At 71.0% G+C, this 16,689-nt stretch carries 13 protein-coding genes; 3 read left to right on the forward strand and 10 right to left on the reverse strand.

The features are described from left to right. Positions 1 to 148: 148 nt before the first annotated feature. Positions 149 to 2,584: an ATP-dependent helicase gene (locus QQK26_RS06870; RefSeq protein WP_284231478.1), complete on the reverse strand. Its 2,436-nt coding sequence runs from the start codon at positions 2,582 to 2,584 to the stop codon at positions 149 to 151. A 394-nt stretch (positions 2,585 to 2,978) separates the two neighbouring features. Here QQK26_RS06870 and QQK26_RS06875 point away from each other — a divergent pair, with 394 nt between their 5' ends. Then, positions 2,979 to 3,851, forward strand: coding sequence for an endonuclease domain-containing protein (locus QQK26_RS06875; protein WP_284231479.1), 873 nt, complete (start codon positions 2,979 to 2,981; stop codon positions 3,849 to 3,851). A 306-nt stretch (positions 3,852 to 4,157) separates the two neighbouring features. Here QQK26_RS06875 and QQK26_RS06880 read toward each other — a convergent pair whose 3' ends face one another. Then, on the reverse strand, positions 4,158 to 5,153 hold the full coding sequence (locus QQK26_RS06880) for a glycerophosphodiester phosphodiesterase family protein (protein ID WP_284231480.1): 996 nt from the start codon (positions 5,151 to 5,153) through the stop codon (positions 4,158 to 4,160). A gap of 270 nt (positions 5,154 to 5,423) precedes the next feature. Between QQK26_RS06880 and QQK26_RS06885 the strand changes: the two genes are divergently transcribed. After that, the gene (locus QQK26_RS06885; RefSeq protein ID WP_284231481.1) at positions 5,424 to 6,254 is read left to right on the forward strand and encodes a Bax inhibitor-1/YccA family protein; all 831 of its coding nucleotides are present in this window, start codon (positions 5,424 to 5,426) and stop codon (positions 6,252 to 6,254) included. Between the two features lie 135 nt (positions 6,255 to 6,389). On the opposite strand, the gene guaA is transcribed toward QQK26_RS06885, so the two are convergent. The 8 genes from guaA to guaB all read right to left on the reverse strand — a co-directional run bounded on the left by guaA (position 6,390) and on the right by guaB (position 15,036). Further along, a complete protein-coding gene (gene guaA / locus QQK26_RS06890) occupies positions 6,390 to 8,000 on the reverse strand; it encodes a glutamine-hydrolyzing GMP synthase (RefSeq protein WP_284231482.1) in 1,611 nt (536 codons plus the stop codon). Beyond that, the gene (locus QQK26_RS06895; protein WP_284231483.1) at positions 7,997 to 8,443 is read right to left on the reverse strand and encodes a DUF3817 domain-containing protein; all 447 of its coding nucleotides are present in this window, start codon (positions 8,441 to 8,443) and stop codon (positions 7,997 to 7,999) included. The genes guaA and QQK26_RS06895 overlap by 4 nt, the downstream gene beginning before the upstream one ends. Positions 8,444 to 8,453: 10 nt before the next feature. Continuing rightward, a complete protein-coding gene (locus QQK26_RS06900) occupies positions 8,454 to 8,744 on the reverse strand; it encodes a hypothetical protein (protein WP_284231484.1) in 291 nt (96 codons plus the stop codon). 14 nt (positions 8,745 to 8,758) lie between these two features. Then, positions 8,759 to 9,283, reverse strand: a complete 525-nt coding sequence (locus QQK26_RS06905) for an SURF1 family cytochrome oxidase biogenesis protein (RefSeq protein WP_284231485.1) — start codon at positions 9,281 to 9,283, stop codon at positions 8,759 to 8,761. Next, on the reverse strand, positions 9,283 to 10,686 hold the full coding sequence (locus QQK26_RS06910; protein ID WP_284231486.1) for a cation:proton antiporter: 1,404 nt from the start codon (positions 10,684 to 10,686) through the stop codon (positions 9,283 to 9,285). Before QQK26_RS06910 ends, QQK26_RS06905 begins: the two co-directional genes overlap by 1 nt. Continuing rightward, on the reverse strand, positions 10,667 to 11,203 hold the full coding sequence (locus tag QQK26_RS06915; protein WP_284231487.1) for a cation:proton antiporter regulatory subunit: 537 nt from the start codon (positions 11,201 to 11,203) through the stop codon (positions 10,667 to 10,669). The genes QQK26_RS06910 and QQK26_RS06915 overlap by 20 nt, the downstream gene beginning before the upstream one ends. 103 nt (positions 11,204 to 11,306) lie before the next feature. Next, positions 11,307 to 12,428 carry a GuaB3 family IMP dehydrogenase-related protein gene (locus QQK26_RS06920; RefSeq protein WP_284231488.1) on the reverse strand — a complete coding sequence of 374 codons (1,122 nt, stop codon included), beginning with the start codon at positions 12,426 to 12,428 and terminating at the stop codon, positions 11,307 to 11,309. Positions 12,429 to 13,530: 1,102 nt separating this feature from the next. Next, positions 13,531 to 15,036: an IMP dehydrogenase gene (gene guaB / locus QQK26_RS06925; protein WP_284231489.1), complete on the reverse strand. Its 1,506-nt coding sequence runs from the start codon at positions 15,034 to 15,036 to the stop codon at positions 13,531 to 13,533. Positions 15,037 to 15,350: 314 nt separating this feature from the next. On the opposite strand from guaB, the gene QQK26_RS06930 reads away from it, so the two are divergent. Next, positions 15,351 to 16,682: a branched-chain amino acid ABC transporter permease gene (locus QQK26_RS06930; RefSeq protein ID WP_284231490.1), complete on the forward strand. Its 1,332-nt coding sequence runs from the start codon at positions 15,351 to 15,353 to the stop codon at positions 16,680 to 16,682. The last annotated feature ends 7 nt before the right edge of the window (positions 16,683 to 16,689 follow it).

Below are 16,689 nucleotides of genomic sequence, written 5' to 3' on the forward strand. Positions count from 1 at the left end.
CAGGATCGAGATACCGCAATGACCCTTGCTCGGTGCGCGGTGAGGTCAGCTCGTCGAGACGTTCCGCGCTGCATCACCGCCGCCGGGACCGGTGCCCACGGGAGGGGACCGGTCCCGGCTCCATCAGCCGACCCCGGTCCCGCAGCGCTCAGAGCTTCTCGATGGGGGCGATCTTCACCAGCAGCTTCTTGCGGCCCGCCGCGTCGAACTGCACCTCGGCGACGCGCTTGGCGCCCTCGCCGGTCATGCCGCTCACGCGCCCCTCGCCGAAGTCGCTGTGGCGGATGCGGTCGCCGACCGCCAGCTCGAGCGCGCTGTTGTCGCGCACCTGGTTCGTGACCGCGTTCGGCCACTCGCGCTTGGGGCGGTTCGACGGCGACAGCGCATCCGGTTCCCGCGTGGAGCCGCCGACGCGTCGGGCGTTGAGCGCTCGCGGCTGGGTACCGCCGCGGCTGGTCGCCATGCCCGGCGACTGCTTCCAGTCGATCAGGTCCGCCGGGATCTCCTGCAGGTAGCGGCTCGGCATGGCCACCGAGGTGTCGCCGTACTGGCTGCGCGTCATGGCGAGCGAGAGGTGCAGCTTCTTGCGGGCTCGGGTGATGCCGACGTAGAACAGGCGCCGCTCCTCCGCGGGCCCGCCGGGCTCGCCGGCCGACATACGGTGCGGCAGCAGGTCCTCCTCGACGCCGGTGAGGAACACCGCCTCGTACTCGAGGCCCTTCGCCGTGTGCAGGGTCATGAGGCTGACGGTGCCGCTGGTGTCGTCGAGCTCGTCCGCCGCGGCGACGAGCGCGACCTCGGTGAGGAAATCGACGAGCGTGCCGTCGGGGTTGTTGCGCTGGAACTCCTTCGTCACCGACAGGAGCTCCTCGACGTTCTCGGCGCGCGCCTCGTCCTGCGGGTCGCGGCTGTTCCGCAGGATCTCGAGGTAGCCGCTGCGGTCGAGCAGCAGCTGCAGCACCTGGGCGACGGGAGCCGGCGGCGCAGCGGATGCGGTGGCCTCGCGGCCCGGCTCCAGCGCCGCCGTGCCCGCGAGCACCGCAGCCTCGTCGAGCAGCTCGGCGAGCCCCTCGATGGCCGTGGTCACCTTCGGGCCGAGCCCCAGCTGCCGGGCGTCGCGCAACGCCTGCCGCAGGCTCGTCTGCTCGCGCTCGGCGTGGCTGGCGAGGGCCGTCTCGGTGGCCGGGCCGATGCCGCGCTTGGGCGCGTTCATGATGCGGCGCAGCGCCAGCTCGTCGAAGGGGTTCGCGACGGCGAGCAGGTAGCCCAGCACGTCCTTGATCTCGGCGCGCTCGTAGAACTTCGTGCCGCCGAGCACCCGGTACGGCACGGCCGAGCGGATGAGGATCTCCTCCAGCGCTCGCGTCTGCGCGTTGGTGCGGTAGAAGACGGCGATGTCCTTATAGGCCATGCCGTCCTCGCGCAGCTTGGCGATCTCATCCGCCACGAACTGGGCTTCGTCGTGGGCCGAGTAGCCGGTGTAGCCGAGGATCTTCTCGCCGGCGCCCACCGCGGTCCAGAGCTTCTTCTCGGGCCGGTCGAAGTTGTTGCTGATCACGGCGTTCGCCGCGTCGAGGATCGTCTGGGTGGAGCGGTAGTTCTGCTCGAGCAGGATCACCTTCGAGCGGGGGAAGTCGCGCTCGAACTCGATGATGTTGCGGATGTCGGCTCCGCGGAACGCGTAGATGGACTGGTCGGAGTCGCCGACGACCGTGAGCGAGGCACCCGGGATCGCGCCGTTGACGTCGCGCAGCCGCTCCACGTGCTGACCCTGCTCCTCGAGGCGCAGCACCTCGTCGGGCTCGACCGGGCGGGTCAGCTCGCGCACCAGCGCGTACTGGGCGTGGTTGGTGTCCTGGTACTCGTCGACCAGCACGTGGCGGAAGCGCCGCTGGTAGAGCGCCGCGACGTGCGGGAAGGCGCGGAAGAGGTAGACCGTCTGCGCGATGAGATCGTCGAAGTCGAAGGCGTTGGCCGCGCTGAGGGTCGCGGTGTAGCGGCGGAAGATCTCGATGAACATGACCTCGTTCGGGTCGTCCATGTTCGCCGTGCGCGCGTAGCTGTCGACGTCGGCGAGCTCGTTCTTGAGGTTCGAGATCTTGCCGGAGACGCTGCTGACCGTGAAGCCGAGCGTGTCGGCCTCGAGCTGCTTGATGATGCGCTTGATGAGCGCCCGCTGGTCGCCGGAGTCGTAGATCGTGAAGCTCTTGAGGTAGCCGAAGTTCTCCGCCTCGCGGCGCAGGATGCGCACGCACGCCGAGTGGAACGTCGAGATCCACATGCCCTCGGCGGCCTGCCCGACCAGCGCCTCCACGCGCTCGCGCATCTCCGCGGCGGCCTTGTTCGTGAAGGTGATTGCGAGGATCTGGCTCGGCCAGGCCTCGCCCGAGCGCAGCAGGCCCGCGATGCGGCGCGTCAGCACGCTCGTCTTGCCGGAGCCGGCGCCCGCGACGATGAGCAGCGACTCGCCCCGGTACTCGGCCGCCTCGCGCTGCTGCGGATTCAGCCCCGCGAACAGCGGGTCCTCGGCGCCGCCGCGCTCGTTCGGGCCGGCCTGCTCGTTCTCGACGGGGATCGCTCTCATGACGGCCCCGAGTCTACGGCGCACCCCCGACACGGGCGCTGCGCGGCTCCCCGACCCAGCCGCCCCACCTCGCCGCTCCCGCACCCGCCACCCCGCCGCACCCCGCTCCCGCACCCGCCGCTCACGCCGCCCCTGCCCCCGCTCCCGCTCCCGCATCCGCTCCCGCTCCCGCACCCACTCCCGGTGCACGGTGGCGCCTCGATCCCGAATGACGGACTTCTGCATCCGGGCACAGCGCTCGACGAGTCGGCTTCGGCCCGGCCGAGGCATTCCCCGTCATTCGGGACGGCGGTGCGGAGGTTGACTCATCCTCCCCAGAGCCGGGCGCGGCGACGACCGCACAGCGACGGGCCGAACGGCGGACCTGCACGTCCGGACCATGGCACGGTGCGGTATGGTCCTCGTCGAATCGCTCGTCACGCTGCTCGGCGGACTGGCCGCCACGCACGAGCTGTACGCGAAGGGCATCCGTCGGGGGCAGCTCCGCCGTCTCCTCGCCGACGGGAGACTGATCCGCGTGCGCCAGGGCTGGTACGCCCTCCCCCTCACCGCAGCGGATGCGCTGGCGGCCGCGCGCGTCGGCGGTCGCCTGGACTGCATCTCCGCTCTGGCCTCGTGGGGGTGCTGGACCCCTGAACGCTGTGGGCTGCACGTCGCCGTCGACGGTCATGCCATCCGGCTGCGGCATCCCGACGACCATCGGCGCCGACTGGACCCGGCGGCGGCGGTGACCGTGCACTGGAACGACGACCAGCCGGGCGACCGCCTCGTAGTCCCCATCGAGCGAGCCCTGCGCCAGATGGTCCAGTGCCAGCCCGTCGAGTTCGCCGTCGCTGTCGCGGACTCGGCGCTCTCATCGACGCAGGGGCGGCGACCGTTGATCTCCCATTCCATCTGGCGCGCGATCGCCGCCACGCATCGCTCCGCTCATCTCCTGCTCGAGGTCGATCCGAACAGCGGATCGGGAACCGAGTCGGTGTTCCGGATCCGTCTGCTCATGCGCTGCGGGCTTCGACCGCGAGCGCAGGTCAAGATCCGCGGCGTCGGTCGAGTGGACTTCGTCCTGGGTCGCCGCCTCGTGATCGAGATCGACAGCGAGACGTTCCATGCGAACCCGGCGCAGTACCACGCCGACCGCCGGCGTGATTCGCTGCTGAGCGCTCGCGGCTACCGCGTCCTGCGCTTCACCTACCAGCAGGTGATGGACGACTGGCCGCTGGTCGAATCTGCCGTCCTCGGTGCCGTACGGCGCGGCGACATCCGCTGACGCCGAGGGCGAGGGCGTGCTCGCCCCAGCGCGCAATCCCGAACGACGGAGAACCTGGGGTCCGCGCAGCCCAGTCCTCCTCCTCCCCGCGATCCCGAACGACGGAGAACCGGAGGTCCGCGCAGCCCGGTCCCCCGAGATTCCAGAGGTTCGGCCCGACCCTCCGTCATTCGGTATCGGGGAGCCGCGGGAACGGGGCAGCGCACGGGCGAGGCGGCGGCACCCCGGCAGGGCGGCGCGCAGCCGGACGGCACACCGGGGCGGGACGGTACACCGGGGCGGGACAGCACACCGGCGGGACGGCGCTCAGGCGAGGCCGGCGCGCACCGCGAGGGCCAGGTCGGGGTGGTCGGCGAAGACGCCGTCGAGGCCGGTGGCGAGGACCGCACGGAACTCGGCGCGCCAGTCGCCGTGGGCCGCCCGCCCGCCGGGGCCCCGGTGGCGCGGCGCGAGGAAGGCGTTCTCGGGGCGGAGCGTCCAGGCGTACACCTCGAGACCAGCGGCATGCGCTCGGTCGACGAGGTCGGTGGTGTCGGAGCGACCGAGCAGCAGGGTCTTGTCGACGCTGACGCCGTGCTCCTCCGCCGCGATCGCGGCGAGCCCCTCGTCGGTCAGGAACGAGGCGTAGTCGGGAGCGGTCGAGCCGTGCCGGGCGACGAGGTCCGCGGGGGCACCCGACGCCTCGGCCAGGAGCACCGTGCGCCCGCCGAATCCGCTCGCACGCAGCTGCCGCAGCACCGTCTGCTCGAAGCTCTCGACCGTCACCAGCCCGTCCAGACGACTACCGAGCTCGGCGAGCAGCAGCTCGTGCATCGGGAAGCCGGCGGCCTCGAAGTGCGCCGCATGCTTGATCTCGGCGATCAGCCGCACCGGCCGGTCCGCCGCCTCCAGCAGGTCGAGCAGGTCGACGAACCGCAGCATCCCGCCGCCGGTCGCACGGACATCGTTCGAGGGCCGCAGCTTCGGCAGCCGTTCGCGCAGCCGCAGGCCCTGCAGCTCCGCCCAGGTGAAGTCCTCCGTGAACCAGCCGTCGAGGCGCTTGCCGTCCACGGTCCGGCTCCTGCGGCGGTGGGCGAACTCGGGACGCTCCGCCACGTCCGTCGTGCCCGAGATCTCGTTCTCGTGCCGCACGACGAGCACGCCGTCGCGCGTGGGCACGAGGTCGGGCTCCACAGCATCCGCTCCCTGCGCGATGCCGAGCTCGTACGCCGCGCGGCTGTGCTCGACACGGTGGCCGCTGGCCCCGCGGTGGGCGATGACGAGCGGATGCGGGTTGCGGCCGAGCGGGCGCGGAGCGTTCACGCCGCCACGATAGGGCGAGCGGATGAACAGCGGCCCGCCGTCAGCGTCAGGTGCCGCTCGGCGGCGCGTCGGCTCCCATCGGAGCGCAAACCGCTCGCCGCAAGCGCCCAGACGGCGGCGAGGCCGACGGAACGCGGCGCAGGCGCCGTCCTGCAGCGGAGCAGCCGCCCCTCCCTTCAGCCTGAGGCGAACCCCCAGCCGCGCACCCCACGCGTCGGATAGATTCATGGTCAGGCTTCCCCTACCCCTACGACGGAGTTGATCACCGCCATGGCCTTGACGAATCCCGCCTTCACCGCACCCGAGTTCTCTCCTCGCGGCAACGTCGCCGGCGCTCGCGCCGGGGTTCCGACGCCGCCGCCCGGCTACCAGCAGGACCTCAGCGCCCAGCAGCTCGGCGACCTCTACGACCGCCCCGCGGCGAACTCGTACGAGACCGACCGGATGAGCTACGAGGACACCATCAAGAAGGCCTTCATCGGCTTCGGCGTGCTGGTCCTCGGCGCGGTCGCCGGCTGGGCGATCACCCCGGTCGTCGGACCGCTGATCTTCGCGTTCGCGCTCGTCGGCTTCGTGCTCGCGCTCGTGAACACCTTCAAGAAGCAGCCCTCCGGCGGCCTCGTGCTCGCCTACGCCGCGGCGCAGGGCGTGTTCGTCGGCGGCATCTCGCTGCTCTACTCGTACGTCGGTGGCGGTGTCGTCCCTGTCGCGGTCATCGGCACGCTCGCGGTCGTCGGCATCACCCTCGCGCTGTTCATGAGCGGCAAGGTGCGCTCCTCGCCCCGCGCCACGAAGATCTTCCTGATCGCGCTGCTCGGCTACGCCGCGTTCTCGCTGGTCAACTTCGTGCTCGTCACCTTCGGCGTCATCGACGGCTTCGGGCTCTTCGCGAACCCGCTCTTCAACCTGCTGCTCATGGGCCTGGTCGTCGTGCTCGCCGCCTACTCGCTGGTGCTCGACTTCGAGGCCGTCAAGCACGGTGTCGAGAACGGCGCCCCGCGCTCGTTCGGCTGGCGCGCCGTGTTCGGCATCATGGTCACCGTCGTGTGGCTCTACCTCGAGCTGCTCCGCTTCGTCGCGATCTTCTCGTCGAGCGACTGACGCTCGACCGCACGACGAAGGGCCCGTCCGATCGGACGGGCCCTTCGTCGTTCCCGGCGGGTCACCCGCTGCTGACACGGGATGACCGTCGGAGTGAGCCGGAGAACGGTCCGGAAGGACCGTTCTCCGATCGACTCACTCCCACTCGATGGTTCCCGGCGGCTTCGAGGTCACGTCGAGCACGACGCGGTTGACCCCGGGCACCTGGTTCGAGATGAGGTTCGAGATGCGGGCGAGCACCTCGTAGGGCAGGCGGGTCCAGTCGGCGGTCATGGCATCCTCACTGGAGACCGGGCGCAGCACGATCGGGTGGCCGTAGGTGCGGCCGTCGCCCTGCACGCCCACCGAGCGCACGTCGGCGAGCAGCACGACCGGGCACTGCCAGATCTCGGCGTCGAGGCCGGCGGCGGTGAGCTCGGTGCGCACGATCTTGTCGGCGGCGCGCAGGATCTCGAGGCGCTCCTCGTTCACCTCGCCGATGATGCGGATGCCGAGTCCCGGGCCGGGGAACGGCTGGCGGGCCACGATGACCTCGGGCAGGCCGAGCTCGCGGCCGATGGCGCGCACCTCGTCCTTGAAGAGGGTGCGCAGCGGCTCGACGAGCTCGAACTGCAGGTCCTCCGGCAGGCCGCCCACGTTGTGGTGGCTCTTGATGTTCGCCGTGCCGCTGCCGCCGCCCGACTCCACCACGTCCGGATAGAGCGTGCCCTGCACGAGGAACTTGACGGGCTCGCCCGGTCCCTCGATCGACTCCGCCACGAGAGAAGCGGCCGCCTGCTCGAACGAGCGGATGAACTCCCGTCCGATGATCTTGCGCTTGGTCTCCGGGTCGGTCACCCCGGCGAGGGCGCCGAGGAACTGCTCGCGGGCGTCGACCGTGACGAGCCGCACGCCGGTGGAGGCGACGTAGTCCTCCTCGACCTGCTTGCGCTCATCCGCTCGCAGCAGGCCGTGATCGACGAAGATCGCGGTGAGCTGGTCGCCGACGGCCTTGTGCACGATCGCGCCGGCGACGGCAGAGTCGACGCCGCCCGAGAGGCCGACGATGACCTTGCCGGAGCCGACCTGGGCGCGGATGCGCTCGACCTGCTCGTCGATGACGTTGGCGCTGTTCCAGTCCGCGGGGATGCCGGCGGAGCGGTGCAGGAAGTTCTCGATGACCTTCTGGCCGTACTGCGAGTGCTTGACCTCGGGGTGCCACTGCACGCCGTACATGCGGGTCTCGTCGTTCGCGAATGCTGCGACGGGGGTCGACGGGGTCGACGCGAGCACCTGGAAGCCCTCGGGCGCCTTGGCCACCGAGTCGCCGTGGCTCATCCACACGGCCTGCTCGGCGGGCTGCTCGCCCAGGAAGGCGTTCTCGCCGGTGAGCTTGACGTCGGTGGAGCCGTACTCGCGCAGGCCGGTGTTCGCGACCTCGCCGCCGAGCGTCTTGGCCATGACCTGGAAGCCGTAGCAGATGCCCAGCACGGGCACGCCGAGCTGCAGGATGCCGGGGTCGAGCTCGGGCGAGCCGGGCTCGTAGACGCTCGACGGGCCGCCGCTCAGCACGATGCCGGCCGGCTTCTTGGCTGCGACCTCCGCAGCGGAGATGGTGTGCGGAACGATCTCGCTGTAGACGTTGGCCTCGCGCACGCGGCGCGCGATGAGCTGCGCGTACTGGGCGCCGAAGTCGACGACCAGGACGGGCTGGGCGTCCGTTCCAGGGGCGGCCGAGACCGGTTCGGTGCGTGGGGTGTCGCTCATGCGGCGGCGCCTTCCTTGGGGGTGATGGATTCGAGAGAGGTCCTGACCTCGCGGCTGACGCGGGCCTCCATCCAGAAGGAGAGGCCGGGCACGACGCCGCCGAGGGCGATGAAGAGGAACTTGGTGATCTTCCACCCCATGCGCTGCACGAGGATGAAGTCGGTGATGAGGTAGCCCACGTAGCAGTAGCCGTGCACCATCTGGATGGCGAGGCTGAGGTTGATCGCCGTGATGCTGTCGCTCGGCACGAGCGCGAGGAAGCCCTGGGTGCCGCCGAGCTCGAGCTCGTAGCCGAACTCCTGCCACAGCAGCGGTCCGTACTTGAACGCCATCTCGACGACCAGGATCAGCAGGAAGACGCCCGTGATGTAGGCGAACACCTGGTACGCCTTCAGCGACGTGCGGATGCGGCCGGTGTCAGCGGCCTGAGGGGTGCGGGGCATGGGTTCCAGCTTACTTCTCGGCGGATGCGGTCTCGGTCGGTGCGTCGGCGTCCTCGCCGCCCTCCTCCTCCGCCGGCTCGACCTCCTCCTGCCAGGCGTCCTTGACCATCCGGTACCAGATGTAGAACGCGAACAGGCCGAAGAAGATCCACTGCGCGAAGTAGGCGAGATTCTGCAGGTTGACGCCGCGCTCCGACTCCGGGGCGGGCGACAGGATGGCGTCGAGCCCGGCCGGCGCGTCTGCCGCGATGAGGTAGCCGCCGTAGGCGCCCGCCGGCTCGACCTCGGCCCAGAGGTTCACGAGCTCACCGGTGCTCAGCGCGCGCCGCTCCCCGCCTCGAAGTCCGACTCCTGCGGGCCCTCGTCCTGCGAGTACCGACCGGCCCACTCGCGCACGGTCGTGTCGGCGTCGAGCGCATCCGCCGCTTCCCGCGCCTGCTGCTCGGTCGGCGCCCAGCCGAGCGCGACGGCGAGCGAGGCGGGCTGCCCGTCCGGCTGCTCCACGGCCAGGTGGCCGACCACCCAGGCGCCGAGCTCCTCACCCTGCACGCGCCGGGTGAGCACGACCTCGTCGCCCGGCACCAGGTGCCCTCGCACGGTCACCCGGTGGCCGATGGCGTCCCCCTCCACGCCGGCCTGCGGCTGGTCGAGCTCGACGAGCGGCCGCACCGTCTCGGTGTCGCGTACGACCACGGCGCCGTTGCTGAAGCTGCGGTCGAGCTGCCACTGCGCGAGGCCGGCGAAGACACCGGCCACGAGCAGCACGATGCCGAGCAGGCCGAGGAACTTCGGGCGCCGGGCGACGCTCCAGAGGGTGGGCGGTGTGGTGGTGTTCGTCATCAGTACTCGGGATCGCGGGGTCGGGGCTGCGGGCCGGTCGGAGCATCGGGCTGCGGCTGCTCGGCGGCGTCGGGCTGGTCGTCGTTCATCGCGGCGAGCACCGCGGGGTCGAGGCCGCCGCCGCGTGCCCCCGACGGCTCGTCGTCGGGCGCGGGAGCCGCCGGCTCCTCTGAGCGTCGGCGCTCGACCTCGGCGCGCCGCCTGCGCGACGGGCGGGTCACCAGGGCCCCGATCCGCTCGGAGTTCACCGCGATGACGGGGCCAACGATGGCCATGATGAGCACGTAGAGCCCGGCGAACGGCTGGATGCGCTCATCCAGTCCCGCCGTGAGCGACAGCGTCGCCAGGATGAGCGCGAACTCGCCCCGGTTCTGCAGGATCACGGTCGTGTTGATGCCGGCCTGCAGGCCGAAGCCGCTGACGCGCGCCACGATCTGCCCGGCGATCACGTTGAGCAGCATCGTCATCGCGACGGCGCAGAGCACCGGCACGAGCACGCCGCCGAACAGCGCGGGGTTGAGCGAGAGGCCGAAGTTCAGGAAGAAGAAGGCGGCGAACACGTCGCGCAGCGGGATCGCGAGCTGCTCGACCTTGGCGCGGTGTCGGGTGGCGCCGATGACGAGGCCGATGAGAAAGGCGCCGATCGCATCCGTTACCCCCAGGATCTCGCCGATGCCGCCGAAGGCGAGCGCGAGACCGATGAAGAGCACCGTGAAGAGCTCGTCGTCCTTCGTGTTGAAGAGTCGCCCCACGATGCGGCCGCCCCAGCGAGCCAGGCTGAACATCACCGCGAGGAAGAGGAACGCCACCCCGAGCTGCATGATGACCGGCCACGGCTCGGTCTCGCCGCTGAGCACGACCGAGACGATGGCGAGGTAGATGGCGATGAAGATGTCCTCGACCACGGTGATGCCGAGGATCATCGGCGTCTCGCGGTTCGCGAGCCGGTTCAGCTCGATGAGCAGCTTGGTGACGATCGCGCTCGAGCTCGTCGCGGTCATGCCGGCGATGATCAACGCCTCGCGGGAGCCCCAGCCGACCGCGAAACCGAAGACCAGACCCGCGGCCATGTTCACCGCGATGTACGAGCCGCCGAGCAGCACCAGGCGGCCGGCGTTCGCGAAGAACTCCTCCTGGTCGAATTCGAGGCCGAGATTGAACAGCAGCAGGATCAGGCCGAAGACGGCGATGAGCTCGATGATGCTGCCGTCGAGGCTGAGCGGGAACCAGCCGAAGAACGGGCTCGCGACGAGCCCGACGAGCATGTAGATCGGGATGGCCGGGAGGCCGATGCGCCGGCCCAGCGTGCCCAGCCCGTACGCGATGACGAACAGCACCCCGATCGTGACGAGGCGCTCCCCGATGTCGCCGTGACCGCCGGCGTCAGCCGCCAGCTGGAGCATCGGCCTGCTCGGTCGGGGGCTTCACGAGCTCGCCGGTGCGAAAGAAGCGGAACGCCTTGCCGACCTTCTCGGGTGATCCGGCGACGACGAGCGTGTCACCGGGGAAGACCTTGAAGTCCTGCGCGGGCGCGGGGCTGGTGGTCTCGCCGCGAACGACCGCCACGACCGTGAGGCCGGGCACGCCGCGCTGGGCGAGGTTGCCGAGCGGCTGCCCGGCGATGTGGTGGTCGTAGTCGACGTGGAACCAGTCGATGGCGAGGCCGGGGATCTCATCGAGCCCCGACAGCGACTCGGTGATGCGGGTGCCACCGAGCAGCTCGGCGAGCGTGTGCGCCTCGTCCTCGGTGAGCCGCAGCGACACCTTGTTGGCGTGCGAGTCGTCCCCGTCGTCGGCGAAGGTGATGAGGTCGCTGTGCCCCGAGCGGTGCGTGATCACGCCGCACTTGCCGCCGTCGCTCGTCTTGAAGGTGTGCAGCACACCCACACCGGGCAGTTTGACGCGTCGCACGTCGGCCATGGGATGGCTCCTCGAGCTCTAGGGGACGACGTCGATTCTACGCCGCGTCGAATCCGCGCAGGCCCCCGCGCGGATGCGCGGGCGTGCGCTGGCAGCGGACGGCTCAGCCTGCCTGGTAGGGCGCGACGACGACCTCGACCCGCTGGAACTCCTTGAGGTCGGAGTAGCCGGTCGTGGCCATCGAGCGGCGCAGCGCGCCGACCAGGTTGGTGGTGCCGTCGGCCGACTCGGCCGGGCCGGTGAGGATCTGCGACAGCGATCCCGCCGTGCCGACCTCGACGCGGTGGCCGCGCGGCAGCTCCGCGTGATGCGCCTCCGCTCCCCAGTGGAAGCCGCGGCCGGGTGCCTCGTCGGCACGGGCCAGCGCGGAGCCCAGCATGACCGCATCCGCTCCGGTGGCGATCGCCTTCACGATGTCGCCGGAGGTGCCGAGACCGCCATCCGCGATGACGTGCACGTACCGGCCGCCCGACTCGTCGAGGTAGTCGCGGCGCGCGCCGGCGACGTCGGCGACCGCGGTCGCCATGGGCGCGTGGATGCCGAGCGCGGCGCGCGTAGTGGAGGCCGCTCCCCCGCCGAAGCCGACGAGCACGCCCGCGGCGCCGGTGCGCATGAGGTGCAGCGCAGCCGTGTAGGTGGAGGCGCCGCCGACGATGACCGGCACGTCGAGCTCGTAGATGAAGCGCTTGAGGTTGAGCGGCTCGGTGGTCTTCGAGACGTGCTCGGCCGAGACGGTGGTGCCGCGGATCACGAAGAGGTCCACGCCGGCGCTGACGACCGTCTCGTAGAGCTCCTGGGTGCGCTGCGGGCTGAGCGCGCCGGCGACGGTGACGCCGGCGGCGCGGATCTCGGCGATGCGCGCGGTGACGAGCTCGGGCTTGATCGGCTCGGCGTAGATGCGCTGCATGCGACGCGTCGCCTGGTCGGGCGAGAGGGTCGCGATCTCCTCGAGCAGCGGCTCGGGGTTCTCGTAGCGGGTCCAGAGACCCTCGAGGTCGAGCACGCCGAGACCGCCGAGGCGGCCGATCTCGATGGCGGTCGCCGGCGAGACGACCGAGTCCATGGGCGCGGCGAGGATCGGGATCTCGAAGCGGTAGGCGTCGATGCCCCACCCGACCGAGACGTCCTGCGGGTCGCGGGTGCGCCGCGAGGGCACGATCGCGATGTCGTCGAAGGAGTACGCGCGTCGCGCGCGCTTGGCCCGGCCGATCTCGAAGTCCGTCACCGCACCAGCCTAGCGGCGGCGGGCGGGAGACGGCGGGGCGGGGTGCGGCTGGGGTGCGGGCTGGCCGGGGCGGGAGCGCGGGCTGGCGGTGGCGGGGGCTTCGGGCTGGCCGGGGCGGGGTTGGCGCGACGGACGCATCGGCCGCGCGCGGAGGGTTCCTGCCGCCTCGCCCCGAGGCACCGGTGGTGCGCTCACCTGCCGGGCGCCCCGATCGGCCGATCGCAGTCGCCCCGCCGACCCGGCTCCGTTCCCGAATGACGGATCACCCCCGGCCGAGAGGCGCCCGGTTCCGCGGATGCGGCCTCGATGCGCCGGTGCAACCGCATCCGCGGGCAGGTCGGCCTGTTCCGCTCCGGTTCTCCGTCATTTCGAACGAGGGGCGAGGGGACGGCGGCGCGAGCGGACGGATGAGCGGATGTGTGGGGCGGAGCAGCGATCGGTGCGCAGGCGGAGCGCGCGAGCGGCAGCGCGCGGCCGGGAGCGCGCGGGCAGCAGCGCGCGAGAGGGTGACGGGCGCGGGCAAGAGCAGCGTGTGGGCAGCAGCACATGGGCAGCAGCGTGTGGGCGACAGCGTTTGGGCAGCAGCGTGTAGGCAGCAGCATGTGGGCGGCAGCAGCGCGAGCGGGATCAGCCTGCGAACGGGAGGCGCGCGGAGCCTCGGCGGAGGCAACCCTTACCCCTCCGCCCGGACATGCCGCGCGGCGCACTCGCCTCTCGGACGCCGCGATCGCTGGATGACATCCGCTGCGCTGCACGACCCCGTCGCCGAATGAAGGAATACCACCGCCCGCGCACTGATCGAACCCGCATCTGCGGCTCAAATCACCCTGTTCACCCGCATATGAGGACTGAAGCGCCCTCCAGCACCACGAGCTCCTTCATTTGGTCGGAGGAGTGAAAGTCGTCGTCCCGAGCTGACAGAGATGCGGATGAGCGCGGCAGCGGCAGTGCGCGGCAGCGGCAGCAGGCGGCGCGAGCAGCGCGAGGCAGCGCGAGGCAGCGGCAACAGGAGGCGGCAGAGGACGGCCACGCGCAGAGGGCGGCCGCGGACGACGGAGGCGGCCGCCCGATGGGCGACCGCCTCCGATCCGCTCGATGCGGTTCAGCGACCCCGGTAGTTCGGGGCCTCCATGACCATCTGCACGTCGTGCGGGTGGGACTCCTTGAGCCCGGCCGCGGTGATGCGCACGAACCTGCCGCGCTGCTGCAGCTCGGGCACCGAGGGCGCCCCCACGTAGCCCATCGAGGCGCGCAGGCCGCCGACGAGCTGGTGCACGACCGTCTGCACCGAGCCGCGGTAGGGGATCTGGCCCTCGATGCCCTCGGGCACGAGCTTGTCCTCGCGCAGCACGTCGTCCTGGAAGTAGCGGTCCTTCGAGTAGGAGCGCTGCGGTCCGCGCGACTGCATGGCGCCCAGCGAGCCCATGCCGCGGTAGTTCTTGAACTGCTTGCCGCCCACGAAGACGACGTCGCCGGGCGACTCGTCGGTGCCGGCGAGCAGCGAGCCGAGCATCACGGTGCTGGCACCGGCGACGAGCGCCTTGCCGATGTCGCCGGAGTACTGCAGGCCGCCGTCGGCGATGACCGGCACGCCGGCCGGGCGCGCGGCGAGCGAGGCCTCGTAGACCGCGGTGACCTGGGGCACGCCCACGCCCGCGACGACGCGGGTCGTGCAGATGGAACCGGGGCCGACGCCGACCTTGACCGCATCCGCTCCCGCGTCGACGAGGGCCTGCGCACCCGCCCGGGTGGCGACGTTGCCGCCGATGATGTCGACGCCGCGCGAGTGCGGATCGGCCTTGAGCCGGCGGATCATGTCGAGCACGTTGGCGTTGTGGCCGTGCGCGGTGTCGACGATGAGCACGTCGACGCCGGCGTCGACGAGGGTGTGCGCACGGGTCCACGCGTCGTCGCCGACGCCGACCGCGGCACCGGAGAGCAGGCGGCCGTTCGCGTCCTTCGCCGCGAGCGGGTACTTCTCGCTCTTGTCGAAGTCCTTGACCGTGATGAGCCCGCGCAGGCGGCCCTGGGCGTCGACCAGCGGCAGCTTCTCGATCTTGTGCTGCGCGAAGATCGCGATCGCGTCGTCGGGGTCGATGCCGACGGGGGCGGTGATGAGCGGTGCCTTGGTCATGACGTCGCCGACCTTCAGCGTGTCCTGCTCGAAGGGCGAGACGAAGCGCATGTCGCGGTTCGTGATGATGCCGACGAGCACGCCGTCGGCGTCGACCACCGGCAGACCGGAGACGCGGTACCTGCCGCACAGCGCGTCGACCTCGGCGACCGTCGCATCGACCGTGGTGGTGACCGGATGCGAGACCATGCCCGCCTCCGAGCGCTTCACCCGGTCGACATGGCTGGCCTGCGCCTCGACGGAGAGGTTGCGGTGCAGGATGCCGATGCCGCCCTGACGCGCCATGGCGATCGCGAGGCGCGACTCGGTGACGGTGTCCATGGCCGCGGACACGAGCGGGATGTTCAGTGCGACGTTGCGGCTGAGCTGCGTGCGCGTCTCCACCGCGCTGGGGATCACGTCCGACTCGCCCGGCAGGAGGAGGACGTCGTCGTAGGTGAGTCCGATGAAGCCGAACGGGTCGTGCTGATCCATGAATGCGCCCTCTGGGGTGTGTCGGAGGAGTGGGGTGCCCGAGGTGTTCCCGGATGGGGCGTCGTCGGGTCTGACCATGCTAGCGCTCGCCCGCGCGCGCGTATTCCCCGGTGCGATCCGCGAACGCCGGTGCGGCTTGCAGATCCGGGGGCGGTACTGGATGCTGAGTCGCACGCTGCCCCAGGGGACATCGACGTCCCCCCGAAACACATCGGAAATCAACCCGGGTTAGCGTGCACCCGACACAGCAGCGGTCGGTCCGCGCGTCCGGGTGGTTTCCGGCGAAGCGGCCGGCACGACCACGGAGGCCGAGCTTGACGACTCGCTCACGACCATCCCGCCGAACCCCGCTCCACGCCCTCATCGCGCTCGGCGCGGGGCTCCTCATGGCGGGGCTGCTCGGCGCGGCACCGGTGGCCGCGGCGACCGCGGAACCGTCGCCCACCGCATCCGCATCCGCTCCGGCGGCGCCGACCGGCTTCTCGGTGGGCGGAACCATCGCCAACGGCGACGAGCCCGTCGAGGGGGCCGAGATCCTCGTCGAGGGCGAGGGCTTCAGCGAGACGGTCGCGACCGACGCCGACGGCGTGTGGCGGGTGGATGTGCCCGCGCAGGGCTCCTACACCTCGACGCTCGACGTCGACTCGCTGCCGGAGGGCGTCGAGCCGCGCGATCCCGACAGCATCACGCGCACGTCGAACCTCAACACCACGCCGAACGCCAATGTGCTGTTCCCGATGGGCGAGAGCACGATCGAGGGCACGTCGACATGGGACACCGTGGTGACCCGCCTCATCTACGGCATCAACTTCGGCCTGATGCTCGCGCTCGCCGCCATCGGCATCTCGCTGATCTTCGGCACCACCGGGCTCAACAACTTCGCACACGGCGAGCTGCTGACCTTCGGCGCCCTGATCTCGTTCTTCCTCACGGCCGTCCTCGGCTGGTCGATCTGGGCGGCGATCGCCGTGACGCTCGTCGCCAGCGCCGCCTTCGGCTGGTTCCACGACGCGGCGATCTTCAAACCGCTGCGCCGCAGACGCGTGGGGCTCGTGCAGGCCATGATCGTGACGATCGGCCTCTCGATCGTGCTGCGCTACGTGTTCCTCATGATCTTCGGCGGTCGCACCGAGTTCATCCAGACCGGCTTCAACCAGGTCGTGCCGGTCGGACCGGCCAACCTGCAGGCCTCGTCGCTGATCAGCATGGCGATCAGCGTGGTGGTGCTCGTCGCCGTGGGGCTCTTCCTCACCAAGACCCGCATCGGCAAGGCGACCCGCGCCGTGAGCGATAACGCGGCGCTCGCGGCGGCGAGCGGCATCGACGTCGACCGCATCATCCGCATCGTGTGGGTGCTGGGCGCGACGCTGACCGGCCTCTCGGGCATCCTCTACGGCGTCTTCCGCGGCGTCAGCTGGATCATGGGCTTCCAGATCCTGCTGCTCCTCTTCGCCGCGGTCACCCTCGGCGGGCTCGGCAGCGCCTTCGGCGCCCTCGTCGGCGCCATCATCATCGGCCTCGTGACCGAGCTCTCGACGCTCTGGCTGCCCGCGGACCTCCGCTTCGCCACCGCGCTCATCATCCTCATCCTCATCCTGCTGCTGCGACCCCAGGGCATCCTGGGCCGCCGAGAGCGGATCGGCTAGGAGCGAC

It is taken from the genome of Arenivirga flava (assembly GCF_030161575.1).
Lineage (GTDB): Bacteria > Actinomycetota > Actinomycetes > Actinomycetales > Microbacteriaceae > Arenivirga > Arenivirga flava.